This window comes from Rhodothermus marinus, from assembly GCF_009936275.1.
GTDB classification, from domain to species: Bacteria; Bacteroidota; Rhodothermia; order Rhodothermales; family Rhodothermaceae; genus Rhodothermus; species Rhodothermus marinus_A.
In genome coordinates this window covers 2,904,440-2,928,888 of the sequence record NZ_AP019797.1, presented here as the reverse complement: position 1 = coordinate 2,928,888, position 24,449 = coordinate 2,904,440, and the positions used below count along the sequence as shown (strand labels likewise).

The 24,449-nt window shown below is 64.8% G+C and carries 24 protein-coding genes; 15 read left to right on the top strand and 9 right to left on the bottom strand.

Annotation, left to right across the window (positions count from 1 at the left end; genetic code table 11):
- The 7 genes from GYH26_RS12795 to GYH26_RS12765 all read left to right on the top strand — a co-directional run bounded on the left by GYH26_RS12795 (position 1) and on the right by GYH26_RS12765 (position 10,857).
- The gene (locus GYH26_RS12795) at positions 1 to 1,182 is read left to right on the top strand and encodes a vWA domain-containing protein (protein WP_161541981.1); all 1,182 of its coding nucleotides are present in this window, start codon (positions 1 to 3) and stop codon (positions 1,180 to 1,182) included.
- A 65-nt stretch (positions 1,183 to 1,247) separates the two neighbouring features.
- A complete protein-coding gene (locus tag GYH26_RS12790; RefSeq protein ID WP_161541980.1) occupies positions 1,248 to 2,531 on the top strand; it encodes a hypothetical protein in 1,284 nt (427 codons plus the stop codon).
- 109 nt (positions 2,532 to 2,640) lie between these two features.
- Complete coding sequence (locus GYH26_RS12785; RefSeq protein ID WP_161541979.1) at positions 2,641 to 3,903, top strand: putative sugar nucleotidyl transferase; 1,263 nt, start codon at positions 2,641 to 2,643, stop codon at positions 3,901 to 3,903.
- Positions 3,904 to 3,982: 79 nt separating this feature from the next.
- Positions 3,983 to 4,609, top strand: coding sequence for a CDP-alcohol phosphatidyltransferase family protein (locus tag GYH26_RS12780; protein WP_014067842.1), 627 nt, complete (start codon positions 3,983 to 3,985; stop codon positions 4,607 to 4,609).
- 24 nt (positions 4,610 to 4,633) lie between these two features.
- Complete coding sequence (gene ftsY / locus GYH26_RS12775) at positions 4,634 to 5,596, top strand: signal recognition particle-docking protein FtsY (RefSeq protein WP_014067841.1); 963 nt, start codon at positions 4,634 to 4,636, stop codon at positions 5,594 to 5,596.
- 190 nt (positions 5,597 to 5,786) lie between these two features.
- Positions 5,787 to 7,106, top strand: coding sequence for a GWxTD domain-containing protein (locus GYH26_RS12770; RefSeq protein WP_161541978.1), 1,320 nt, complete (start codon positions 5,787 to 5,789; stop codon positions 7,104 to 7,106).
- Positions 7,107 to 7,194: 88 nt separating this feature from the next.
- On the top strand, positions 7,195 to 10,857 hold the full coding sequence (locus GYH26_RS12765; protein ID WP_161541977.1) for a multifunctional oxoglutarate decarboxylase/oxoglutarate dehydrogenase thiamine pyrophosphate-binding subunit/dihydrolipoyllysine-residue succinyltransferase subunit: 3,663 nt from the start codon (positions 7,195 to 7,197) through the stop codon (positions 10,855 to 10,857).
- 71 nt (positions 10,858 to 10,928) lie between these two features.
- On the opposite strand, the gene GYH26_RS12760 is transcribed toward GYH26_RS12765, so the two are convergent.
- A complete protein-coding gene (locus GYH26_RS12760) occupies positions 10,929 to 11,168 on the bottom strand; it encodes a hypothetical protein (protein WP_161541976.1) in 240 nt (79 codons plus the stop codon).
- Between the two features lie 57 nt (positions 11,169 to 11,225).
- Between GYH26_RS12760 and GYH26_RS12755 the strand changes: the two genes are divergently transcribed.
- Positions 11,226 to 12,056 carry a DUF3179 domain-containing protein gene (locus GYH26_RS12755; protein ID WP_161541975.1) on the top strand — a complete coding sequence of 277 codons (831 nt, stop codon included), beginning with the start codon at positions 11,226 to 11,228 and terminating at the stop codon, positions 12,054 to 12,056.
- On the top strand, positions 12,043 to 12,600 hold the full coding sequence (locus GYH26_RS12750) for a peroxidase-related enzyme (protein WP_161541974.1): 558 nt from the start codon (positions 12,043 to 12,045) through the stop codon (positions 12,598 to 12,600). Before GYH26_RS12755 ends, GYH26_RS12750 begins: the two co-directional genes overlap by 14 nt.
- 63 nt (positions 12,601 to 12,663) lie before the next feature.
- Here GYH26_RS12750 and rpsU read toward each other — a convergent pair whose 3' ends face one another.
- Positions 12,664 to 12,867 carry a 30S ribosomal protein S21 gene (rpsU, locus tag GYH26_RS12745; RefSeq protein WP_161541973.1) on the bottom strand — a complete coding sequence of 68 codons (204 nt, stop codon included), beginning with the start codon at positions 12,865 to 12,867 and terminating at the stop codon, positions 12,664 to 12,666.
- 146 nt (positions 12,868 to 13,013) lie between these two features.
- On the opposite strand from rpsU, the gene rdgB reads away from it, so the two are divergent.
- The 5 genes from rdgB to floA all read left to right on the top strand — a co-directional run bounded on the left by rdgB (position 13,014) and on the right by floA (position 17,448).
- Positions 13,014 to 13,634, top strand: a complete 621-nt coding sequence (rdgB, locus tag GYH26_RS12740; RefSeq protein ID WP_161541972.1) for an RdgB/HAM1 family non-canonical purine NTP pyrophosphatase — start codon at positions 13,014 to 13,016, stop codon at positions 13,632 to 13,634.
- Positions 13,635 to 13,636: 2 nt separating this feature from the next.
- Positions 13,637 to 14,098 (top strand): D-aminoacyl-tRNA deacylase, encoded by a 462-nt coding sequence (gene dtd, locus GYH26_RS12735; protein ID WP_161541971.1) that lies wholly within the window; start codon positions 13,637 to 13,639, stop codon positions 14,096 to 14,098.
- Positions 14,095 to 15,789 (top strand): amidohydrolase, encoded by a 1,695-nt coding sequence (locus GYH26_RS12730; protein ID WP_161541970.1) that lies wholly within the window; start codon positions 14,095 to 14,097, stop codon positions 15,787 to 15,789. Before dtd ends, GYH26_RS12730 begins: the two co-directional genes overlap by 4 nt.
- A gap of 76 nt (positions 15,790 to 15,865) precedes the next feature.
- Positions 15,866 to 16,381 (top strand): cyclic pyranopterin monophosphate synthase MoaC, encoded by a 516-nt coding sequence (moaC, locus tag GYH26_RS12725; RefSeq protein ID WP_161541969.1) that lies wholly within the window; start codon positions 15,866 to 15,868, stop codon positions 16,379 to 16,381.
- Positions 16,382 to 16,458: 77 nt separating this feature from the next.
- A complete protein-coding gene (gene floA, locus GYH26_RS12720) occupies positions 16,459 to 17,448 on the top strand; it encodes a flotillin-like protein FloA (RefSeq protein ID WP_012844852.1) in 990 nt (329 codons plus the stop codon).
- A gap of 35 nt (positions 17,449 to 17,483) precedes the next feature.
- On the opposite strand, the gene GYH26_RS12715 is transcribed toward floA, so the two are convergent.
- The 4 genes from GYH26_RS12715 to GYH26_RS12700 all read right to left on the bottom strand — a co-directional run bounded on the left by GYH26_RS12715 (position 17,484) and on the right by GYH26_RS12700 (position 20,999).
- Positions 17,484 to 17,942: a hypothetical protein gene (locus tag GYH26_RS12715; RefSeq protein ID WP_161541968.1), complete on the bottom strand. Its 459-nt coding sequence runs from the start codon at positions 17,940 to 17,942 to the stop codon at positions 17,484 to 17,486.
- Positions 17,943 to 18,099: 157 nt separating this feature from the next.
- Positions 18,100 to 18,537, bottom strand: a complete 438-nt coding sequence (locus GYH26_RS15690; protein WP_161541967.1) for a transposase-like zinc-binding domain-containing protein — start codon at positions 18,535 to 18,537, stop codon at positions 18,100 to 18,102.
- An 85-nt stretch (positions 18,538 to 18,622) separates the two neighbouring features.
- Positions 18,623 to 19,711, bottom strand: coding sequence for a HEAT repeat domain-containing protein (locus GYH26_RS12705; protein WP_161541966.1), 1,089 nt, complete (start codon positions 19,709 to 19,711; stop codon positions 18,623 to 18,625).
- A gap of 7 nt (positions 19,712 to 19,718) precedes the next feature.
- A complete protein-coding gene (locus tag GYH26_RS12700) occupies positions 19,719 to 20,999 on the bottom strand; it encodes a response regulator (RefSeq protein WP_262886192.1) in 1,281 nt (426 codons plus the stop codon).
- Between the two features lie 361 nt (positions 21,000 to 21,360).
- On the opposite strand from GYH26_RS12700, the gene GYH26_RS12695 reads away from it, so the two are divergent.
- Positions 21,361 to 21,924, top strand: coding sequence for a hypothetical protein (locus GYH26_RS12695; protein WP_161541964.1), 564 nt, complete (start codon positions 21,361 to 21,363; stop codon positions 21,922 to 21,924).
- A gap of 184 nt (positions 21,925 to 22,108) precedes the next feature.
- On the opposite strand, the gene GYH26_RS12690 is transcribed toward GYH26_RS12695, so the two are convergent.
- From GYH26_RS12690 to GYH26_RS12680, 3 genes are read right to left on the bottom strand one after another with little or no spacing between them, the layout of a single operon-like run.
- Positions 22,109 to 23,149: an anthranilate phosphoribosyltransferase gene (locus GYH26_RS12690; protein WP_161541963.1), complete on the bottom strand. Its 1,041-nt coding sequence runs from the start codon at positions 23,147 to 23,149 to the stop codon at positions 22,109 to 22,111.
- 2 nt (positions 23,150 to 23,151) lie between these two features.
- Positions 23,152 to 23,607: a hypothetical protein gene (locus GYH26_RS12685; RefSeq protein WP_054685492.1), complete on the bottom strand. Its 456-nt coding sequence runs from the start codon at positions 23,605 to 23,607 to the stop codon at positions 23,152 to 23,154.
- Positions 23,608 to 23,622: 15 nt separating this feature from the next.
- Positions 23,623 to 24,429, bottom strand: coding sequence for a phosphoadenylyl-sulfate reductase (locus GYH26_RS12680; RefSeq protein WP_161541962.1), 807 nt, complete (start codon positions 24,427 to 24,429; stop codon positions 23,623 to 23,625).
- Positions 24,430 to 24,449: the final 20 nt, after the last annotated feature.

Below are 24,449 nucleotides of genomic sequence, written 5' to 3'. Positions count from 1 at the left end.
ATGCGCACCGGTGGGGACATTGCCGCGCGCATTGTGGCCTTTGCGCAGGCATTGCGGCGGGCCGGTCTGGTCATCGGCACCGATCAGGTGCTCGACGCGCTGCAGGCCGTCGCGCTGGTCGGCGTGGCGCGACGTGAGGACGTGCGGCAGGCGCTTTTCAGCGTGTTCGTGCGGCGACAGAGCGAGGCGGCCCTGTTCGATCAGCTGTTCCGGCTGTTCTGGCAGGGACGCTCGCCGATTCCGGAAGAACTGGCCGCTCTGTTGCCCCGGTCGCCTGTGCCGCCCACCCCGCCCCCGGGCATGGCCCGGGCGCTGGAGGCGTTGCATCCGGAGCGTCCCCGCGCCGAGGTCTCCGAGGCCGCCGAGGAGGTGGAACTGGTGCTCACCTACAGCGCCGACGAGGTGCTGCGCCACAAAGACTTTGCGCAGATGACGGCCGAGGAGGAGGCCGCGGTGCGGGCTTTTCTGCGCACGCTGCGCTGGCCGCTGCCGCCCCGCCGCACGCGACGCTGGCAGTCGGGTGCCCGGCGCGGACGCCCCGATCTGCGCCGGACGCTTCGCCGGGCGCTGCGCCATCAGGGCGAAGTGTTGCGGCTGGCCATGCGGCTGCCCCGCTCCAAACCACGGCCGCTGGTCGTGCTCTGCGACATCAGCGGCTCGATGGAGCGCTACAGCCGCCTGCTGCTGCACTTTCTCCATGCGATCACGGGCGGGTTGCGCCGCGTGGAGAGCTTCGTGTTCGGCACGCGTCTGACGCGCATCACGCGCCAGCTTCGCCTGCGCGATGTGGATGTGGCACTGGCCGAGGTAGGCCGCACCGTACAGGACTGGTCCGGCGGCACCCGCATCGGCGAGACGCTGCGCACGTTCAACTACCGCTGGCTCCGGCGCGTGCTGCCCGCCAGCGGCGTCGTGCTCATCATCAGCGACGGTCTGGACCGGGGCGATCCGGAACTGCTCGCGCGCGAGATGGCCCGCCTGTCGCGCAGTTGCTATCGGCTCATCTGGCTCAATCCGCTGCTGCGCTACGAGCACTATCGGCCGCTCACGCGCGGGATGCGGGCGGCCCTGCCTTACATCGACCACTTCCTGCCCGTGCACAACCTGGCCTCGCTGGAGCAGCTCGGCCGGCTGCTGGCTTCGCTGGATCGCCGGACGCCCGGCACCGTTGTTGCGGAATGAGGCTGCGGGAGCCCCCTTCGCTCCTGAACGAAGCATTCGGCCCAACAGACGCACGCCGACCGTCCATGACCGCGATCACCCCCGTTCATCTCCGACGACACCTGCTGCCCTTCGGGTTGCTGATGGTGCTGGTCGTCGGGCCGCTGCGCGCGCAGCAGCAGGGTACGCTGCGCATCGTGGACTGGCCCGCTTCGGAAGCCGAACTGGCCCGGGTCGTCGGCGACGAAACAGGCCCCTGGTCGCGCATCGAGGTGCTTCCGTTTCTGGATTCGCTGGTGCTGGGCTACCGCTACGAGGTGGTGGGCGACACGGTCTATGTCGGCTTCACGCTGGCCTGGCATCCGGCCACCTGGGGTCTGTACCGGGGGCACCGGGTGCTCTGGGACCAGATGCCCGACGGCGTGCAGCTTCAGGCCATGCACGTGCGCATCCGGTTTGCTGCTGGCGGACGTCCGGTGACGACGTGGCCGCTGCGCTTCGACAGCCTGGCGCTGGGACCGTGGCCCGAGGTGTTCGAATCGGCCACCTACGCGTTTCCGATCGAGGAAGTCTTCGGACCGGTCCCCCGCGACTCGCTCGCCGCCTGGCTGCAGGCCGGTCTGGCGCCCGACAGCCTGTCGCTCGAATGGATCGCCTTTTCGGTGGCGGAAGACGGACGCCTCACGGCCCGGTCGATCGTGCGGGCGCGTCCGGGTCCGCCTTTCATCGACGTGATCTTCGATCCTGAAGTGATCGTGGTGGAAGGGGCCGGTAAGCGGGGCGGCACGACCGTCGGCCGCAAACCGCGTCGTACGGGGCGCTCGGCCACGCGCACGCGGACGACGGAAGGTCGTCGGAGCGGAAGGAGCAGCGGCCGGGGATGGTCGCGGGGAGGCGAAAAGGATGAGAAAGACAAAGAGGACGAAAAGCACGAGACATTGCTGCCGGCCGCGCTGGCCGGGGTGGCCGCGGTGGCGATCGTGGCCGTGGCCGGTGGAGGCTTCGGTTACAGTGGCAACCTGAAGCGCACGCCGATCGGGGTGACCGGCGGGGTGTTGCGCCCCGACTGGGGCGTGCTGCTGCAGGTGAGCATGAACGAGGCCGTCATGGAGCGCTCGCGCACCGAGCCGGAGGAGCTGGCCGTGCGTCTGCTGGGGTTCAGCGGGTGGCTGACGGGGCGGCTTCAGCCGGCGCTGGCGCTCGGCCTGCGCTGGCGGGAGCATCGGGGCCGGCGCACGACACATCCGGTCATGGTGCCGGCGGTGGTGTTTCGGGCCGACCCGATCGTGCTGGTCGGTGGCGTCGATCTGGTGGGCGGTGGTCCGGAGCTGGGCGTGGTGCTCAACCTGCGCCGGCTGCTGGGGTACTGAGCATGTTCGCCGATCTTTTCGGTTATTTCGGTCCGGTGAAGTCCCCGGCCTTTCGTATCTTGGGATCGAAGCAGCCAATCCCTGAAAGCAGCCGGAGGAAGCCGAAGCCATGTCGTGGAAGCTCTGCGTTTTCGAAGATCAGGAGACGGTGCATCTGGCTCCGCTGGTGCACACGCGTCCCGTGTACGATCTGCGGCTGGGATTGCCCACGCTCCTGGAACGCGCGCTGTGGGCGTTGCGGCCGCCGGCCGCCTACCTGCACGCCCGTGCGACCGTGGCGCCGGTGGCCGCCCGACTCTACGGGTTGCCGGTGAATCCGGCGCAGGTCGAGGGCGGGCTGCTGCTGTGGAACGGGCGGGCGCTGGCCGAGCCCGGCGAGGTGCTGACGCGCATCCGGCGGGCGGCTACCGACCGCGAGCCGCCCCGCCGTTTCGTCCAGGATGGCGTGACGGTGGCCGCCTGGCTTCCGGAAGGACTGCCGCATCCGCTGCCCGACACGTTGCTGGCCGCAAGCTTTCTGGCCGAACTGCCCGAGGAGCAGGTCGAAGGCGTGCGGCTGATCGGGCGGCTCTGGCACCTGATCGACTGGATGGAACGGGACTTTGCCGCGGATCCGGCTACCTGGGAGCGTTCGGAAGGCGCTGAAGATCAGGCCGTGGTGCAGCCAGGTGCCGTGCTGGTGGCCCGTGAGCGGATCCGCCTGGCGCCCGGTGCGACGATCCGGGCCGGTGCCATTCTCAATGCCAGCGACGGACCGATCTACGTGGGGCCGGGTGCCGTCGTCTCGGAAGGGGCCGTGCTGGTAGGACCGGTGGCCGTCGGCGAGCGGGCCGAAGTGCGCGTGGGCGCGCATCTGCGCAACTGCGTGGTGGGGCCGTGGGTCAAGCTGGGCGGCGAGGTGCATACCACGATCGTGCACAGCTACTCGAACAAAGCGCACGACGGCTTTCTGGGTCACGCCTACATCGGACGCTGGTGCAACCTGGGCGCCGGTACCACCTGCTCGAACCTGCGCAACGATTACGGACCCGTGACGCTCTACAACGAGGTGCTGGGTGCTTTCGAACAGACCGGCCACCAGTTTCTGGGGCTGTTCATGGGCGATCATACGAAGACCAGCATCGGCACCACGTTCAACACCGGTACCGTGGTGGGTGTGAGCTGCAACCTGTACGGTCCCGGCTTTCATGCCCGCTACGTGCCGTCGTTTTCGTGGGGCTCGCCGGCCGACGGGTACGTGCCCTTCCGGCTGGAGAAGGCGCTGCGCGTGGCCGAAGCGGTCATGGCGCGTCGCGGGCACGTGCTCGATGAAGCCGAACGCGCCGTGCTCACCGCCCTGTTCGAGCAGGTGCACGCCACGTCGGCGGAGTAGCCCTCCGCCACTTCAAACCTGAGACGCTTTCGGGCGTATGCTCCCGGCGCCATCCACGCAAGACGACCGGGAGCACCTGATGCCGGAGCAAAGCACCACACGGCCGGGCGGGCGGCTGTTGCCGCTGGGGCGGTTCTGGACCATTCCCAATATGCTCAGCCTGCTGCGGCTGGTGCTGGCCTTCCCGCTGGCCTACCTGGTGCTGACGCACGGGCCGTTGCGGTGGGTGCTGGCGCTGGCCCTGCTGGCCATCGTGACGGACTGGTTCGACGGACAGGTGGCCCGCTGGTCCCATACGGTCTCGGACTGGGGCAAGGTGCTCGACCCGCTGGCCGACAAGGTCACGGCCGGACTGGTCTCGATGGCGCTGGTAGCACGGGGAGATCTGCCGCTCTGGTTTTTTGCGTTCGTGGTGGTGCGGGATGCGCTGATCGTGCTGGGCGGCGCCCTGCTGGCGCACCGCACGCGGCGCGTGTACATGAGCCTGTGGTCCGGCAAGGTGGCCGTGACGGTGCTGGCCCTGACCATCCTGGCCGCCCTGCTGGAGGCCGATCCGCCCGTGTTTCGGGTGCTGCTCTGGTCGTCGGTCGTGCTGCTGAGCTATTCGTTCCTGCGCTACGTGGTCCGTTTCGTGCGGGCCTGGCGCGGCCAACCCGAACCGGAAGGCCCGGTCGTATCGGGCCAGACGGTACCGTCGTCAACCTGAGCGAAGAAAAACATGAGGAGCGTGATGGGATTTTTTGATCGGTTTCGGAAGAGAGACAAAGAGCGTCTGGAAGAAGGGCTGGAAAAGACGCGCACGAGCCTGCTGGGCAAACTCGATCGCCTGATCCGGGGCAAGGATCAGGTCGATGACGAGGTGCTGGACCAGCTCGAAGAGCTGCTGATCACCAGCGACGTGGGCGTCAAGACCACGCTGGAGATCATCCGCCGCGTCGAAGCGCGCGTGGCGCGCGACAAGTACGTTTCGACCAGAGAGCTCAACGCCATCATTCGCGACGAGATCGCCCAGCTCCTGCTGGACCACGCGCCGGAGCGTCCGGCCGACTTCGACGCCCCGTTGCCCCACAAGCCCTACGTGATCATGGTGGTGGGCGTCAACGGGGTGGGCAAGACGACCACGATCGGCAAGCTGGCCTACCGTTACCGGGAGGCGGGCAAAAGCGTGTTGCTGGGCGCGGCCGATACGTTCCGGGCGGCGGCCATCGAGCAACTTGAGATCTGGGCAGAGCGGGCCGGCGTGCCGCTCATCAAGCAGCATCCGGGCGCCGACCCGGCCGCCGTGGCCTTCGACACGCTGGCCGCCGCCAGGAGCCGCGACGTCGATGTGGTCATCATCGACACGGCCGGCCGGCTGCACACCAAAGGCGGCCTCATGGAAGAGCTGGCCAAGATCCGGCGCGTGATGGGCCGCCAGGTGGAAGGCGCACCACACGAGGTGCTGCTTGTGCTCGACGCCTCGACCGGCCAGAATGCCATTCGCCAGGCCGAAGAGTTCACAAAGAGCGTCGAGGTAACCGGTCTGGTGCTCACCAAGCTCGACGGCACGGCCAAAGGCGGCATCGTGATCGGTATCTCCAACGAGTTCAAGATCCCTGTCAAGTACATCGGCGTGGGGGAGAAGATCGAGGACCTGCAGATCTTCGACCGCCGCGCCTTTGTCGAAGCCCTGTTCGGAAAAGAGCTGGTCTGAGGTCGGGGACGGAAAAATCCCCGACGTTTTCCGTTCGGCAGCGCTTTTCTCCCGTTGGCGGCGCCCTGGCGCCCGTTGGGGTGGTTTTTCGAAAATGAAAGCCTTCAACCGTCGATCATTGCCACAATAGAAGCCACGTGACATCGTTGGAAAGATACAGAGACAGGGCGCAGCTGTTCGTATCGGAAAGATGCGTTTGCCATTCGCAAAGACGTGCTGGCACTTCGTCGTCGGCCTGTTGCTGCTGGCGGGGAGGGTGCATGCGCAGGCGGAGCTTCCCTTCTTTCTGGAGGCGATCAACGTCCCGGCCACCGCACCGCCCGGCCAGACGCGGGTCGATCTGTACGTGGCCGTTCCCTATCAGACGCTTCAATTCCTGCAGGTCGAGCGCGGCTTCCGGGCGACCTATAACCTGCAGGTAGAAATCTACCGGCTCGAAGGCGCCGACCAGCGACGGTTTGTCCGGCGGGCCGGCTGGCAGCGGCAGGTGGCAGTGCCCGACTTTGCGGCCACGCGCAGCGCCGAGACCCGGGACCTTTCGATGTACACGTTCAACCTGGCGCCCGGCCGCTACGAACTGGTCGTGCAACTTGAAGATCTGGCCACGCGTCGGTTGCTCAGCCGGACGCTGGAGACGCGCGTGCGCAGTCTGGATGCGCCGGTGGCGCTGAGCGACCCGCTCCTGCTGGATCATTACGACCCGTCACAGCAGACGGTGACGCCCCATGTGGGCCAGACGGTCACGGCCGATCGTTCAAGCTTTCCGGTCTTCTACGAGCTGGCCGTGCAGCAGCCGCAGCGCGTGCAGCTCGTGCATGAACTGGTGCGTCCCGAACGTCGCAGCGGCTGGCCGCTGATCGGACCACTGCTGGGCATCGGTCGGAGCGAGGAATACCGGGTGATCTATCAGCATGCCGTCTGGAAGACGCTCACGGCGGGGCAGATCGCACAGGTGCATACCATTCCGCTGCCGGAAGGTCTGGAGGCCGGTGCCTACGTGCTTCGCATCCGCGTGCTGAATCCGGAAGGCGAGGAGCTGGCCGTGGTCGAAAAACCGTTTACGGCAGTCTGGAGCGGATTGCTGGCGCAGGTGCAGGACCTCGACGAAGCCATCGAACAGCTTCGCTATATCGCCAAGCAGAAGGACATCGACTACATCAAAGCGGGCAAGACGCCCGAAGAGCGCTGGCAACGTTTTCTGAGCTTCTGGAAAAAGCGTGATCCCACGCCCGGTACGCCCCGCAACGAGCAGATGGAGGAGTTTTACTACCGGGTGGCCCTGGCCAATCGGAAGTTCGGCGGGCGCCGGCCGGGCTGGCAGACCGATCGGGGACACATCGTCGTGCTTTTCGGTGAGCCGGACTTCGTCGAACGTCGCGAAGGTTCGCAACCGCTGGAGATCTGGCACTATCAGCGGCTGGGACGTCGTTTCATCTTCGTCGACCGTACTGGTCGGGGCGACTTTGAACTGCTCGAACCCATCTGGGAAAACCCTTCGCGGATCCGCTGATTTTCTGGAATCCTTCTTGCCGGCGTATCGTTCGAGCTACGGCAGTAGCCGGTGTTTTTTCGCGAACGCAACCCAGCCGAATCGAACCGTGAGCACCCTGGGCTTCAATACCGGATACGTCGAAGAACTCTATCGCCAGTATCTGGAAAATCCGGAAAGCGTCAGCGAGAGCTGGCGGGAATTTTTTGCCGATTACAGGCCGGGCGAATCGTTCGTCGCCGCCCGGGAAACGACACAGGCTCCGGCCGAGGCGCCTGCGGCGGTGGGGCGTCCGGGAGGGGATGGAGCCGCGCCGGAGGAAGCGGTAATCGAGTTGCCGCCTGAGGAGGTCGAAGAGCATCCGCTGCGCGGACCGGCCGCCCGGATCGTCGAAAACATGGAGGCCAGCCTGAAGGTGCCGACGGCCACGTCGGTACGCACCATCTCGGTACGGTTGCTGGCCGAAAACCGGGCGCTCATCAACGACTACCAGCGGCACGTTGGCGGCGAGAAGGTCTCCTTCACGCATCTGATTGCCTGGGCGGTGGTGCAGGCGCTCAAGGCGTTTCCCAACATGAATTCGACCTTCCGCCGGGACGACGGCACGCCGATCCACGTGCAGCCGAAAACGATCAATCTGGGGATCGCCATCGACCTGGAGCGGCGCGGCAAGCGTATGCTGCTGGTGCCCAACATCAAGCACGCCGAGCGCATGAACTTTGCCCAGTTTCTGGGCGCCTACAACGACATCGTCGCCCGGGCACGCGATGGCCGGCTCGACGTGTCGGACTTCCAGGGCACCACGGCGACCATCACCAACCCCGGCATGATCGGGACGGTGATGAGCGTGCCGCGCCTGATGGCCGGTCAGGGCGTGATCGTGGGCGTAGGCGCCATCGGCTATCCGCCCGAATATGCGGCGCTGCCGTCGGACATGCTCAGCCGCCTGGGTCTTTCCCAGGTGATGACGATCACCTCCACCTACGACCACCGCGTCATTCAGGGGGCCGAAAGCGGCGCATTTCTGGCCTACATCGATGAGCTGCTGCAGGGGCAGCACGAATTCTACGAGCGCGTTTTCGCCGATCTGGGTATTCCCTACCAGCCCTATCGCCTGGCCAAAGACACGACGCCGCTGCTGGGCGGGCTCGAAAACGGCGAAGAGCTGACCATGATTCAGAAGCAGGCGGCCGTGCTCCAGCTCATCCGGGCCTACCGGGTGCGCGGCCACCTGCAGGCCGACATCAATCCGCTCGGCTACGAGTGGAAGTACCATCCCGAGCTGGATCCGGCCACCTACGGCCTGACCATCTGGGACCTGGACCGCCCGTTCGTCACCGGCGGGCTGGGTGGCAAAGATGTGGCGCCGCTCCGTGAGATCCTGGACATCCTGCGCCAGACCTACACGCGCAAGATCGGCATCGAGTACATGCACATCTCGGATCCGACCGAGCGGCGCTGGCTGCAGGAACGGATCGAGCCCGTGCGGGCGGCCGACCCGATCTCGCCCGAGATGCGGCGGCGTATTCTGCAGAAGCTCAACGCGGCCGAGGCGTTCGAACGCTTCCTGCACACGAAATACATCGGCCACAAGCGCTTCTCGCTGGAAGGCGCCGAGTCGCTCATTCCGATCCTTGACACGATTCTTTCGGATGCCGCCGACCAGGAAGTCGAGGAGGTGGTCATCGGGATGGCCCACCGCGGCCGCCTGAACGTGCTGGCCAACATCCTGGGCAAGCCCTACGAGGTGATCTTCTCCGAGTTCGAGGGGAACATCGACCCGAACACCACCCAGGGCTCGGGCGACGTGAAGTATCACCTGGGCGCCAAAGGTGTGCACCGCTCGCCCAGTGGCAACGAGGTCAAGATTACGCTGGCGTCCAACCCGAGCCACCTGGAGGCGGTCGATCCGGTCGTCGAGGGCATGGTGCGGGCCAAGCAGGATCAGCTCCGACGGCGGCGGGCCGACGCGCCGGGCGGCGACTACTACGATGCGGTCATTCCCATTCTGATTCACGGCGATGCGGCCTTCGCCGGGCAGGGCGTTGTGGCCGAAACGCTCAACCTGAGCCAGCTCCGGGGCTACAAGACGGGCGGCACCATCCACATCGTCGTCAACAACCAGATCGGGTTCACGACGGCGCCGGCCGACGCCCGCAGCTCCACCTACGCCACGGACATCGCCCGGATGATTCAGGCGCCGATCTTCCACGTCAACGGCGACGACCCGGAGGCCTGCGTGCGCGTGGCCCGGCTGGCGCTCGACTACCGGCAGGTGTTCAACAAGGACGTGGTGATCGACCTGGTCTGCTACCGCGTCCACGGCCACAACGAGGCCGACGAACCCACCTACACGCAGCCGCTGCTCTACAAGAAGATCGCGCAGAAGCGCTCGGTCCGGAAGCTCTACACCGAGATGCTGCTGCGCCGGGGCGACATGACGCCCGAAGAGGCCGAGCGGATGCTCGACGACTATCAGGCGCGGCTGCAGGAAGCCTTCGAGCGCACGAAGAACCTGAAGGAGCGCGATCCCCGTGAGGTGGTCGAACGGCTTCGAAAAAAGGCCGAGGACGACGCCCCGCTACCCGAGGTGGAGACGGCCGCCCGCAAAGAAGATCTGGAGGCTGTCGTGCGGGCGCTGGTCAACCTGCCCGAAGGCTTCCACGTGCATCCGAAGCTGGAGCGCCAGTTCAAGCGGCGCGAAAGTCTTTTCTTCAAGGAAAAGAAGATCGACTGGGCGTTTGCCGAGGCGCTGGCCTTCGGCACGCTGCTGCTCGAAGGCTCGCCCGTGCGCCTGAGCGGCCAGGACTCGCGGCGTGGCACCTTCAGCCAGCGCCATGCCGTGCTCTACGACCAGGAGACCGGTGAGGAATACATCCCGCTCAACCATATTCGCGAGGGGCAGGCCGAGTTGCTCATCTACGACAGCCTGCTTTCGGAATACGCCGTGTGCGGGTTCGAGTACGGCTACTCGGTGGCTTCGCCCGAGACGCTCGTGCTCTGGGAAGCGCAGTTCGGCGACTTCGCCAACGGCGCGCAGATCGTCTTCGATCAGTTCATCTCGGCCGCCGAAGAGAAATGGGGCCAGCAGTCCGGTCTGGTCTGCCTGCTGCCGCATGGCTACGAAGGGCAGGGGCCCGAGCACTCGTCGGCGCGCCTGGAGCGCTTCCTGCAGCTCTGCGCGCAGCAGAACATGATCGTGGGCAACCTGACCACGCCGGCCAACTATTTCCACGTGCTGCGGCGACAGGCCCGGATGCCCGTCAAGAAGCCGCTCATCCTCATGACCCCCAAGAGCCTGTTGCGGCATCCGCTGGCCGTCTCGACGCCCGAAGAACTCTGGAGCGGGCGCTTCCATGAGGTCTATCCGGCCGAGACCGATCCGGCCGAAACGCGCCGGCTCATCTTCTGCAGCGGTAAGGTCTACTACGACCTGCTGGAGGTGTTGCTGCAGGATGAGAACCTGCGCCGACAGATCGGTCTGGTGCGCGTCGAACAGTTCTATCCGTTCCCGAAGGCGGCCATCCAGGCCGAGCTGGAGCGCTATCGCAACGTGACCGACGTGGTCTGGGTGCAGGAAGAGCCGGCCAACATGGGCGCCTGGTTCTACATGCAGCCGCGGCTGAATGCGATGCTCGAGGCGCTCCACGGCGACTGCAACCGGCGCGTGCGCTACGTGGGACGCCCGGCCAGCGCCAGCCCGGCCACCGGCAGCGCCAAAGTGCACCAGGTCGAACAGGAGACGGTCGTGCGTGAGGCGCTGGCGCTGTAAAATCCCGCGCCGAACTACTGGCATGGCGGCTTTCGGTGATATCCGGAAGCCGCTGTTTTTTTAAGAGCACTTCAGGACAGGGGTGCTGCGGCGCTTCGGTGTCGGCTCCAGTAACGGAAGGCCTGCCACAGGGCCAGGAGGCTGAACAGCAGACTGACGTAGCGGTGCTCCGCGTCGAACAACGCGTGCACCAGGAAGAAAACGCCCAGTCCGGCCAGTACGGTTGCGTTCACCAGAGGCGGTAACTTCTTCGACAGAAAGGCCAGCGGGGCGATGGCAACGATCAGCAGCAGCGGAAGAAGCGAACGCATGGCAGTACATGTCGGGTGAAAAGACAGCAGCTACTGTAAATATAATGCTTTCGAGACTTGCTTCAAACGGCATGGAGCAGTTGCCTTCCTCTATTCTGCCCGCTCTGTCATGCGGCCCTAGTCGTCGAGCGGCCCGAGGTGGACGGCGTTCGCCTGACATTCGGCACCACGGGCAATCTGCGACACAGCGACCTGGTCATGTGGGATCGCCAGACCGAGAGCTGGTGGCAGCAATTTGAGGGGCAGGCCATTGTGGGCCGGCTGGCCGGCTATCGGCTGCGTAGCCTTCCGGCCATGCTGATCGACTGGCGCACTTTCAAACAGCAGTATCCCCAGGGGCGTGTGCTTTCACGGCAGACGGGCTACCGTCGTCCCTGCGGGCGGAATCCTTATCCGGGCTATGAACGGCTGGACCGTCCGCCTCTGCTTCTGCACAAACTGGAGGACGACCGCCTGCTGCCCATGCAGAAGGTGGTGGGCGTGGTGTATCAAGAGCAGGCGCGTGCCTATCCGCTGGCGCTGCTGCGACGGCATCGGGTGGTCATGGACACACTGGGCGCCGTTCCCCTGGTGGTTTTCTGGCAGGACGGGACCGCTGCGGCACTGGATGGGAGGCGGATGGCCGAAGGCCGCAAGGAGGGAAGCGTCGGCGTATTCCTTCGGCAGATAAACGGCCGGATCCTTACCTTTGAGGCACGGTCCGAGGGGTTTTACGACCGGGAGACCGGCAGCCGCTGGACGATCACCGGTCAGGCCGTGGCCGGACCGCTTCGGGGGCGACGGTTGACGCCTCTGGTACACCACACGGTCTTCTGGTTTGTGTGGGCCGTGTTCCAACCGGAGGGTTCTCTGTACACCGAAAGCCAGACAAGCGATGGCCTGGATTGAAATTATTCCGGAAGAGGCCGCCACGGGCGAACTGAAGACCCTTTATGAAGAGATCCGGCAGCGTCGGGGGAAGATCTCGAACATTCTGGCCGTGCACAGCCTGCACCCCGGTGCCCTGCGGGCGCATCTGGAGCTGTACCTGCAGGTGATGTTTTCCCGTTCAGGGCTCAGCCGGGCCGAACGCGAACTGGTGGCCGTGGTGGTGTCGGCCACCAATCGCTGCACCTACTGCGTGCAGCACCATGCCGAGGCACTCAGGGCCTACTGGAAAGATCCGGAACAGGTAGAGCAGGCCGTTCGGGATTACCGAAAGCTGGCATTGCCGGAGCGCACGCGCGCCCTGCTGGATCATGCCGTCAAACTGACGCGCACGCCCGACCGGGTGACCGAGGCGGATCTGGATCGGCTCCGGGCGCTGGGATGGACCGATCGGGACATTCTGGACCTTACGCTGATCGTGGCCTACTTCAACTTTGTCAATCGGATTGCCCTGGGACTGGGCGTGATGCCGACGCCGGAGGAAGTGCAGGGATACCGATACTGAAAGCAAACAAAAAAGCGACCCACCGTTTGCAGGTCGCCGAAAAGTGCTGATCCGGCCTCTGGCTCAGGACTGCTGCGAATGCCGGCGTGCATTGCGCAGCGCCTTCTGGCGCTCGATGCGCCGCCGTTCGGAAGGCTTGATGTAAAACATATGCTGACGGTACTCGCGCAGAATCTTGCTGCGGTTGACGGCGCGCTTGAAACGCCGCAGCACACGATCGATCGGTTCGTTCTCGCGAACTTTGATGCCTACGCCTGGGCGTGCCAAGGTTGCTCCTCCGGTTTGGTTTCGGGATGCCATTCCTTAAATTAGAGCCGCCCGAAAGCGGCAGGCTTTGCAACAAGCAAAGCGCCGGGAGGTTTCGCCTCACCCCCTGTGAAACCTCTGTTAAACGACAGGTTGTCCGGTTGTTTATGGAAAAAGCTTCACAGCCTATCACGCTGGTGCTGGCCACGCGCAATCCTGGCAAACTGGCCGAGTTGCAGGCGATGCTGGCCGGTCTACCGGTTCAGCTCCGGGCAGCCACCGATTTTCCCGGTGCCCCCGAAGTGGAAGAAGATGCGGCCACGCTCGAAGGCAATGCGGCGCGCAAGGCGCGGGCGTTGCAGGAATTCACCGGCCTGCCCGCGCTGGCCGACGACACGGGTCTGGAAGTCGAGGCGCTGGGCGGCGCGCCGGGCGTGCACTCGGCCCGCTTCGCCGGTCCGACGGCCACCGATGCCGACAACCGGGCGCTGCTTCTGGAGCGTCTGAAGGGCGTCGAGAATCGCCGGGCCTGTTTCCGGACGGTGCTGGCCTTCGCACCCGATGCCCGCACGCTCCATCTGTTCGAGGGGATCTGCCCGGGATGGATTCTGGAAGAAGAGCGGGGCAGCGGCGGCTTCGGTTATGACCCGCTGTTTGTGCCGGAAGGCTACACGCAGACCTTCGCCGAAATGCCCATGGAAGAGAAAAACCGCATCAGCCATCGCGGGCAGGCGTTGCGGGCGTTTGTTAGCTTTCTCCGGGAATGGCTGAACGAACAGGATCGCTGAAGATGGTTGCATTAGTGCAGCGCGTTTCGGAAGCTTCCGTGGAAGTGGATGGCCGGATCACCGGCGCCATCGGAACGGGCCTGCTGATTCTGCTGGGTGTGCACCGCAACGATACGGAAGCCGAGGCCGACTGGCTGGCCCGCAAGTGCGCCAACCTCCGTATTTTCCCGGATGAGGAAGGAAAGATGAATCGCTCCTTGCGCGACATCGGCGGCGAGGCACTTGTCGTGTCGCAATTCACGCTCTACGGCGATGCCTCGCGTGGGCACCGGCCCTCGTTTACCGAATCGGCCCCGCCCGAAAAGGCCGAACCGCTCTACCGGTACTTCGTGGAACAACTTTCAAAGGAGCTGGGACGGCCGGTGCCGACGGGCGTCTTTGGCGCCATGATGCGCGTGCGGCTGGTCAACGACGGGCCCGTCACGCTCTGGGTGGAACGTAAGCCGAAGAACGCACTGTCATGAAAGGCGGAGGTGCTATACTTCTGGCGGCCATGTTGCTACTTCCCATGCAGGTACGTGGACAGGCCGATTACGTGCTGATCAACGGCCGGCTCTACACGGTCGATCCGGCGCAGCCGGTGGCCGAGGCCATGGCCGTGCGGGGCGACCGCATCCTGATGGTCGGTACCACCGCGCAATTGACGGCCGCCTATCCCGATGCGCCGCACATCGACCTGCAGGGCCGCGCCGTCGTGCCGGGCTTCATCGACGCACATGCCCACCTGATGGGCCTGGGACTGAGCCGCCTGCGGGCCGATCTGACCGGCACGCGTTCCGTCGAGGAAATCCTGGAGCGTTTGCGAGAGTTTGCGCGCCAGCTCCCCGAGGACGCCTGGCTGCTGGGCCGGGGCTGGGACCAGAACGACTGGCCCGTGAAGGAATTTCCCACCCGGCAGATGCTGGACGAGGTCTTTCCGGAGCGGCCGGTCTGGCTGGTGCGCATCGACGGACACGCCGCCTGGGCCAATACGGCCGCCATCCGACGGGCCAATCCGGCACTGCTCACCGAACAGATTCCCGATCCCGAAGGCGGACACATCGTGCGCGATGCCGAGGGAAGCCCCACGGGCGTGTTCATCGACGAGGCAATGGACCTGATCGCCCGGCATATCCCGCCGCCCTCCGAGGCCGAGCTGGAAGAGGCCTTGCGCCGGGCCGTGGCCGAGGCCAATCGCTTCGGGCTGACGGGCGTGCATGACGCCGGGGCCGGTCTGGCAACCATTCGTCGCTATCAACAGGCCGTTGATGCGGGCACGCTGACGCTTCGGCTTTACGTGATGGTGGACGGCCTCGGGAAAGCATTCGACTACTTCTGCGAGCATGGTCCGCTGCTGGACTACGGCGGACGTCTGACCGTGCGTTCCGTCAAGTTCTACATCGACGGGGCACTGGGTAGCCGGGGAGCTGCGCTGCTGGCGGATTACAGCGACGATCCGGGTAACCGTGGATTGCTGCGCCACGAGCCCGAGGTGTTTGCCGACATGGTGCAGCGAGCGATGAAGTGCGGCTTCCAGGTCAACACGCACGCCATCGGCGACCGGGGTGTGCGGGTGGTGCTGAATGCCTACGAAAAGGCGCTGCGCACGCTCGGGCGCACGGTAGGCCGCCACCGGGTGGAGCATGCCCAGGTGGTGGCGCCGGAGGATTTTGCCCGCTTTGCCGAGCTGGACCTGATCGCCTCGATGCAGCCGACGCACGCCACCAGCGACATGTACTGGGCCGAGGACCGACTGGGCCCCGAGCGCGTGCGCGGTGCCTACGCCTGGCGCACGTTCCTGGAGCACGGCGTGCGGCTGGCCTTCGGGTCCGACTTTCCCGTCGAGTCGGCCAACCCGCTGCTGGGCTTTTATGCGGCCATCACGCGGCAGGACGCCGAGGGCTGGCCGGAAGGTGGCTGGTATCCCGAGCAGCGGCTTACGCGCGAGGAAGCACTCCGCGCCTTTACGCTCGACGCCGCCTATGCCGCCTTTCAGGAGCACGAGCTGGGCTCGCTGACGCCCGGCAAGTATGCTGATTTCGTCGTGCTTTCACACGACATCATGACCGTGCCGCCGGAGCAAATCCTGCAAACCCGGGTGCTGGCCACCTTTTTCGGGGGGCGGTGCGTCTACCACGACCCTGAAGCCGCCGGCCTGTGCCCGGCTTCGCCGTGAACTTCCTTGCGAATCGGACCGTTTATTCGGCCGGATTGCAAGCCGATACCTTATCTAAGCATCAAGTGTCGTAACGATGACCGACGAACTGCAGACACCGGCCTACGCGCTGACGCACCTGAATCCGGAAGGGGGCGTGCGCATGGTGGACGTCTCGGTTAAAGGACTGACCGTGCGGACGGCCGTGGCCAGCGGACGCGTGATCGTACCGCCGGAGGTGCTCCGAGCCATCACCGAAAATCAGGTGCGCAAGGGCGACGTGCTGACGGTGGCCCAGATTGCGGGCATCATGGGCGCCAAGCAGACCAGCCTGCTCATCCCGCTCTGCCATCACGTGAACCTGACGGCTGTCGACCTGGAACTGAAACCCAACGAAGAAACGAACAGCATCGAAATTCGCGCCTACACGAAAGCCACCGGTCCGACCGGCGTCGAGATGGAGGCGCTGACGGCCGTTTCGATTGCGGCGCTGACCATCTACGACATGTGCAAATCGCTTTCGAAGGAGATCGTCATCACCGATATTCAATTGCTGGCCAAGACCGGCGGTGCCAGCGGCGACTACCGAAAGATGCCGGCCCGTTCGGAGTAACTTTCGGCCGGTTGCGCACGTACACGCCGCGTGGTACCTTGTAGCACCACGCGGCTAAATTTTTTCTGGAGATCGCCATGGAATTCCTGTTCTCTTCCGGCCTGATTCTGCTGGTGCTCATCGTGGCCGGGCTGGCGCTGTTCTTCTACTTTGTGCCGGTCGGTCTCTGGATTACGGCCTATTTCTCGGGCGTCCGGCTCAAGTTGCTGCGCGATCTGGTGGGCATGCGGCTGCGCAAGGTGCCGCCGCATCTGATCGTCAAGCCGCTCATCACGGCGCACAAGGCGGGCATCTATCTGGAGACGGCCCAGCTCGAAGCGCACTACCTGGCGGGCGGTAACGTGCAGAAGGTGGTCAACGCCCTCATCTCCGCCGACAAGGCCAACATCGACCTGACCTTCGAGCGGGCGGCCGCCATCGATCTGGCCGGACGCGATGTGTACGAAGCGGTGCAGGTGTCGGTCAATCCCAAGGTGATCGAAACGCCGCCCGTCTCGGCCGTGGCCAAGGACGGCATTCAGGTGCGGGCCATCGCCCGCGTGACCGTGCGGGCGAACATCGAACGCCTGGTGGGTGGCGCCGGCGAGGAGACGATCATCGCGCGCGTGGGTGAGGGTATCGTCTCGACGATCGGCTCGGCCGATTCGCACAAGGAGGTGCTGGAAAATCCGGACCGCATTTCGAAGACCGTGCTCGAGAAGGGGCTGGATGCCGGCACCGCCTTCGAGATCCTGTCGATCGACATTGCCGATGTGGACGTCGGTGAGAACATCGGGGCCAAGCTGCAGACCGACCAGGCCGAGGCCGACCTGCGCGTGGCGCGCGCCAAAGCCGAAGAGCGGCGGGCGGCTGCCGTGGCGCGTGAGCAGGAAATGCGGGCGCTCGTGCAGGAGATGCGGGCCAAGGTAGTCGAGGCCGAGGCCGAGATCCCGAAGGCGATTGCCGAGGCGCTGCGCAACGGCAACCTGGGCGTGCTCGACTACTACAACCTGCGCAACATCCAGGCCGACACCGAGATGCGCCGGGCCATCAGCGGCGCGACCGAGGAGGACGCGGACGGCGCCTGAGCCTACCGGCGATACAACAGCCCGATCGAGGGTTGTCACTCCCTCTTGTATTGATAATGTCTGAAACTCAGGAATTCTTCCCAACTCCAGACATGCTCAGCCAGGCCAATCGCCATAGCTGGCGTGCGGGGCCGATAGCGCCGCCCGCCCGGCAAGCCTCCAACGCGCTCTCGCAACGCCCGATGCGGACGCATCCAGTTGTGCTCGAACAAACAAAGCCGCACCAGCGCCTCCCAGCTCGTCGGCTTCTTCGCAAAAGCATGGGTTTTGCGCGTCAAGGCGTTGAGCCGATCTCGCAACACCCCGTTGAGGCGTTCCGCGTGCACACAGTAGGGACAGGCGACCGGCTCCCCCACGACCGGGCGCACCGCAACACCGACGACCCGCCCGCCCACGCGTCGCTTGACGGCCTGCGTAAGACGCACATCCTCCCGCAGCACCAGCGGTGGACGCCCCCGTTTGCCGGTCGGTTGGGGGCGCGATACACCTGGCAAATGACCCTGCGGTAGACCTTCCGGCCATCACTGACCCAGGGCACACCGGCCTGCGCACGGGTGCGTTGGCGCGTCAGGCGCACCACCTCAGGGGCCAGCTCGTCCTCCGTCGCTCCAAAGGCCCAGGCCACCACAAAGCGACTGGCCCGGTCCTGGCTCAAACATCCCCAACGAGGGCCCACTTCGCCTGTCTGGCCCGACCCTGCTCCAGCATCCGCACACTTTTTTTGACAAAGGACCAAAAGGCGTCCACCTCCAGCTGGCTCAGCTGGAGCTCCTGGACCAACGCCCGGGTAATGGCCTCCGCATGGTCGGCCGCCCGACGCAGCCAACGGCCGATCGTCTCATACTTGTGGCCCGTGATCTCCTCGGCGGCGCTCAAACTCCCCCGCCGCATGACGAGGAGCAGGGCACGGGCCACTTCGGCCGGTGGGGTGCGCAGGCGATACATCGGGGTGCCCAGGGTGAGACCGAAGGAACGGCCGCAGCCGCGACAGACCCAGCGCGGGCGGCCATCTTTATGCCCGTTGCGGACCGTGTGCTTGTCGCCACAACGGGGACAGGGTGGGTTGTCCGGTGATGCTTTTCGAGCCATGGTTCACCTCCTGCCCCTAATTATAATCACTACTGCATAGAGTGACAACCCTGGTGAACAGCAAGCAATGCAAGCAACGCCTGGCTCATGGGATACTTGCCGAGTCTTCGTGCAGCACTTGTTCGATCAGAGGGCGCAGCGCTGGCTGGCGGGCGGCCTCCTGTAGTAGCGTGATGGCCTGGCGCTGTTTGAGAGCACGGGCCGCCGCCATGGCGACCCATGGCGAGGGATCCTGAAGGGACGCCGCCAGCCGTGGAAGTTGTGCTTCGCTGCCGACGGCGCCCAGGGAACGGACCGCTTCCACCCGAACGGCTTCGTCCGGGTGTTGCAGGTAGGGGAGGATGGCTTCCTGATGCGCGGGTGTGCCAGCCACCGTGATCAATCGGAGCAACGCCTGTACCAGCTCGGCCGGAAGGTCGGGATGCTGCAGCAGATCGGCCGCCAGATGCGCTCCTCGTGGATCGTTCAGGCGGTGCAGGGCATCGGCCAGCACGACGCGCACCCATACCGGCCGGTGTTCGTCCAGCAACGCCTGGCGCAGGGCAGGCAGGGCATCAAAGCCCAGCCGGGCCAGTAATGCAGCTAAGAGCGCTGGTGATGTCTGATGCAAACGGGGCATCCGATCGATCAGAATCGGCGCAAGATAGGCCGTCTCTGGATGGGCCAGCTGGCGAAACGCGACCAGGACTACGAGCGGGGCCGGATCGTCCAGCGCCTGAACCAGCAGCTCGGTTTGCGTGTGTCGGCCCAATACGCCGAGAATCTGGAGGCGGAAGGCCCGCTCTTCCGGTGTTCCCCGAAACACTTGCCGCTCCAGTCGGGGCAAATAAGGGGCTGCCAGCGCGTGCAGTCGTTCCAGCTCGCTTCCGGTTACACGCCGGGCGAATCGGTACAGGAATGCACAGAAATCCATTGCCTCTTTGGGAGATACCTGGGCCCATAGGGCCTGGGGCGGTTGTGCATCGGTTAAAACGGCCAGTAAAAGAGGATACCAGCGTTGTTCCCGCTTCTGGCGCTGCCGCTGCTGATAGTCGCGTAGGGCACGTAGCAGCACGGCGGTAATGATGAGCAAGCCGGCCAGCGCACTCAGCCCGTAGAGCATGAGTAGCGCCACCCGAAAGAGCCGATCTCCGAATGTAAACTCCAGTAACTTCTGCAGGAGGGTCTCCAGCATACAGGCGTCAGAGCGTAACCAGTTGCGGCGTCTGTCGATGCAGCAGCCGGCGCACCCGGGCACTCAATTCAACCGGCGAGAAGGGCTTCACCACGTAATCGTCGGCACCCAGCTCAAAACCCCGAACGACATGCTGTTCCTGGCTCAGGCTGGTCAGCATCACAATGGGCACTTCGGCAAAAGCGGGCTGCGCTCGCAGAAAAGCGAGCAGCTCAAAGCCGTCCATTCCGGGTAGTTTGACATCGAGAATGACCAGATCGGCCGTGTGCTGTCGGGCCCATTCGGCAGCTTCGCGGCCGTTAGCCAGGTGCACGACTTCGTACCCATCGCGCTGCAGTCGTATCTGGATGAGGCTGGCAATGTCGGGGTCATCTTCGACCAACAGAATGCGGGGTTTGTGTGTGACATGTTCCTGAATTGACCGAACAGGCGCATCCGCACGCCGTCGCTGCAGGCACTGCTGGCTCTGTTGATGCAGATCCATCAGACGTACCGGCTTGTTTCCGGAAAGTGGAAAGATGCAGGCTGAAAACGAAAGCGTGAGGGGTGGCGTCTCCGCCAGTTTGATCGGCTCCGTCTGCAGGGCTTCCAGGATACGTTCCAGCAGCAGACGGGCCTGGGTTTCGGACGTATCCGGCAGCAAAAGACAGAATGTGTCGGCCTCCCAGCGGCCCACCACATCTCCAGGTCGTAACAGCCGCCCGAAATGCCAGGCAACCTGACGCAGGATGGCATCGGCAATGGCCGTACCGTAGCGTTTGTTGATTTCGGCAAAGCGATCCAGATCGACAAATGCGACGCAGAAGGGGGCTCCGGTCTGGCGATGCAGCTGTTGCAGCCGCCCGAACGTTTCTTCCAGCAATGCCCGGCCCGGTAATCCGGTTAAGGGATCGCTCCCCTGCTGTAGAATCATGCGCTGCAGTAGCGAGGCGACGATGAGCGACAATTCGGCAGGATCAAAGGGCTTTTCCAGTACGTCGTCGGCGCCCAGTGCATAGCATTCTGCTTTGACGGCCGACGAAAGATGCGCCGAAAGCACCAGAATGGGTGTCTGTTGCGTTTGCGGCTGTTGGCGAATCCACAGGATCAGCGAGCGTCCGTCCAGATCCGGCAGAAAAAGCTCGGTGATGATCAGGTGGGCCGACTGCTGTTGCAACCACTGCTGGGCTTCCGTAGCAGTGGCAACGCGATGGATCTGACGATACGGGGTCTGTAGCATGGTGGTTAAAAGATCCGCCAGCCCGTCATCCGGTTCTACGAGCAGGAGGCGTACCTGAACACCGGTCATGCGGGCAGCGAGTTGCTCCAGAACCTTTTTGGTTTCGACAAGAATTTCTCGGACCGGCTGGGTCTGCGAGAACTCTGAGTAAGCAAGAATTTGCTGAATTTCCCGTTGCAACGCAGCAACTTCGGGTTGATTGGCAAAGGGAGCCAGTAGCTGGGCAGTGCGCACCAGCAGACGCAGCCCGGTAATCACCGCCTGCGGTGAACCATTTTCCAGATTCAACAGGGTTACTTCCAGGCTGTCAAGGAGGGCAACAATTCCTTCCTGGGTAGCGGGGGGCAGTGAGGGCATCTTTTGCGGAACACAATGCCTGGGCATTCCGGTAGGACAACAACCGTACAGCAAAGGTTATACCGTCGATTCAATGCGTTTGATTACCCAGGCGGCCCGGATTGCGACGTTTGCGACGACGGGAGCGCTGAGCACGACGCAGGACCTGATCGGCCGCGTGCTCGAATCCATCGACATGGCCGATCCCGAGCTGGTGGCCGAAGAGACGCTCTGTCTGGTGGCCACGGCGACGGCTCGGGCGGCCGAGGTGGGGCTCCGGGAGCAGGCCGAACTGACGCAGGCGGTCGTCCCTGCCCTGCAGGCCCTTCCGTTCACCTATCGCGACTACCTGCTGGGCGGTATGCTGCTCAGCGCGGAAGACCGGACCCTACTGGAAGCGACCGGGCAGGAGGTGTATGGCCGATTGCAGCGCAAGCAGGCCTTCTACGAGGCGCATCTTCCGGCCGGACAGTTCCCTGGCGAGCGGCTGCTTAGGGAAAAGATGGCGCTCTGGATGGGACGGATCAGTCCACCGGGCCTTCCGGAACTCCCGCAGGAGCGCATGGAGCGGCTGGCGCTGGTGCCGGTGCTCCACACGCATCTTCGGCTGGTGCTCTCCTTCTGTCGCCAGGCGGTGGCCGCGCTGCAGGAAGGGTAAGATTTACCGGTGCATGAGAGAGTGCCACACCCCGTGTGGCGGACGTGGTCCGGCGGGTATGATCGGGCGGACACAGGGGTCCGCCCCTACGGGATAGGGAAAACGTCAAGGATCTGTAGGGGCGCATTGCCGTGTGCGCCCGTGCTTTCTCACATGGATTTTCTGGAAATCGTATAACGTCCGTTCAAGAACTCGGGACCGAGGTGCGCACCGTCTCCATCCACTGCTGTAGCAGACGGAAGGCTTTTCCGTCGGCGAGCGTGGCCCGGGCCTGTTCGATCCCGTCGGCCAGCCGGTCGGCCCGGCCGCTCACGTAAAGCAGGACGCCGGCCGTCAGCAGGGCGGTATCCCGACTGGGACTCGGCCGATCGGTCAGAATGCTCCGGGTAATCTCAGCATGGACGGCGGGATCGGCGGGCACTTCGGTATCGTCCGACGTGGCAAAGCCCAGCCTCGGTGCTTCGACCACAAGCGGCTCGGCCGCTTCATCGACCGGATACAGGTGCGTGGTGCGACCCGCCCGGCATTCGATGGATCCCTCGATGCCCTGCACGAGCCAGCTTCCGGGAAAGAGCCGATGGACGGCCGCGCGCATCCGGAGCAGGTAGTTGCGATGGAAAAAACCGGCCACGCAGCGGGAAGCGCCGGCCGGATTGAGGAGCTTTTCCACCGTGTTGAGTGCGGTGCGGAGGCCGAACTGCTGGCGGATGGGCGTCAGCGCGTGCCAGGCCGGCGCGAAGCGGGGCGCGTGCAGGTAACCGATGCCCAGCGTTTCGAGCTGGTGGGCAACGGCCTCGGGGGCCTGCTCGGCCGGAATGCCCAGCGCCTCGAGTACGTGGGCCGGCGTAACGCCCTGCTTGGTGGGCACACCGGGCGCGCCATGAAGCACGACGGGCTGTCCGGCCGCCGCCACGATCAATGCGATGGCCGGGGCGAGCTGGGGCGTGCGTGCCTTGCCGTCGTAGGGCACGCCCAGATCCAGCAGATTCGGAACACGGGGACGAATCTGCTGGCAGAAGGTCCGGGCCGCCTCGACGAAGCCTTCGATCTCGTCGGCCGTCTCGCCCTTGACGCGCTGCGTAATCAGAAAGGCGCCGATCTGGGCAGGGGTGGCCGTGCCGTCGAGCATCAGGCGCATGGCCTCGCGGGCTTCCTCGCGGGTCAGGTCGCGCTTGAGTTTTTCGCCGCGCCCGACGGCCTGCACGTAGGGGATGAAGGCCTGCATGGTTATCCGACGACAAGATTGTCGACCCAGACGCCCTGTGCGTTGATCTCCAGCGTCAGGCGCACCTGGTCGGTGCCGAGCGTCAGCCGATAGGTGCCGGGATTGTGGGGAGTGAACGTCAGCTCGCGCAGCGTGTGGCCCTGCAGTGCCCGCAGCGCCTCGTTGGCCTGCTGGATGGCCTCCAGAATCTGACGGCCGCGTTGCGTCTGGTGATAGAGTGCCCGCAGCGCCTTTTCTTCGTGCGGGCCGTGCTGCTGTCGGATGCGGCCGGTCTGCAGCGCCACCTCCAGGAAGCGCCCCAGCGGTTCGTCCAGCGTTTCGTCCACCTCCCCGGTGGCGACAGCTTCCAGGAGCCGCCGGTACAGGTCACGGGCCCTCGGGTCCGGCATCGAGGCAGCAAAATTTTCCAGTTCCTGTACCAGCGGCTCCCGGGCTGCTTCGGGAATGGTCAGCGGCATGTTAGCGTCACAGGTTCAGTGGGCGTGGCCGTTTTCGTGGTGTCCGTGGCCGACGATGGCCTCCATTTCGTGCTCGAAACCTCCGGTTTCGATGGGGCAGTGGATGCCGCACTCCTTGGGCGCGTTCGTCTCCCACCACCAGCGGCCGGCCCGGTCGTCTTCGCCGGGCTGGATGGGTCGGGTGCAGGGCGCGCAGCCGATGCTCGTGTAGCCCTCGGCGTAGAGCGGATGCGTGGGCACGTCGAATTCTTCGATGTAGGCCCAAACGTCCTCCTTGGTCCAGTCGGCCAGCGGATTGATCTTGATCACGCCGTCGTGGTCGTGGTCGATTTCCACCTTGCGGATGGCCGCCCGCGAGGCCCACTGGTCGCGGCGCAGCCCTGTGAACCAGGCGTCGAGCTGGTTGAGCGCCCGGATGAGCGGCCGCACCTTGCGCACGTGGCAGCAGAGCAGGCGCATCGGGACCGACTGGTAAAAAAGGTTGATGCCGTGGCGGCGCACCATTTCTTCCACCTCCCGGTAGTCCGGGAAGAGCACCTCGAAGCGCGCCTCCGGATAGCGCTCGCGCACCTGCTCGTAGAAGTCGTAGGTGGCCTGGGGCAGACGGCCCGTATCGACCGTCATCACCCGGATGTTCGGCTTCATCCGGTAGGCCATGTCCAGGATCACCATGCCGTCGGCCTGGAGCGCCGTGACAATGGCAATGCGATCTTCGTCGAAGGTCTCCAGCGCCCAGGCGATCACGTCCTCCGGCTCCTGATCGTCGAGCTGGAGCGCGATTTCGCCGATTTCCAGGTCGTCAAACAGTGGCTGGCGTGCCATGGTCTCGTTCGGGTTTGGTC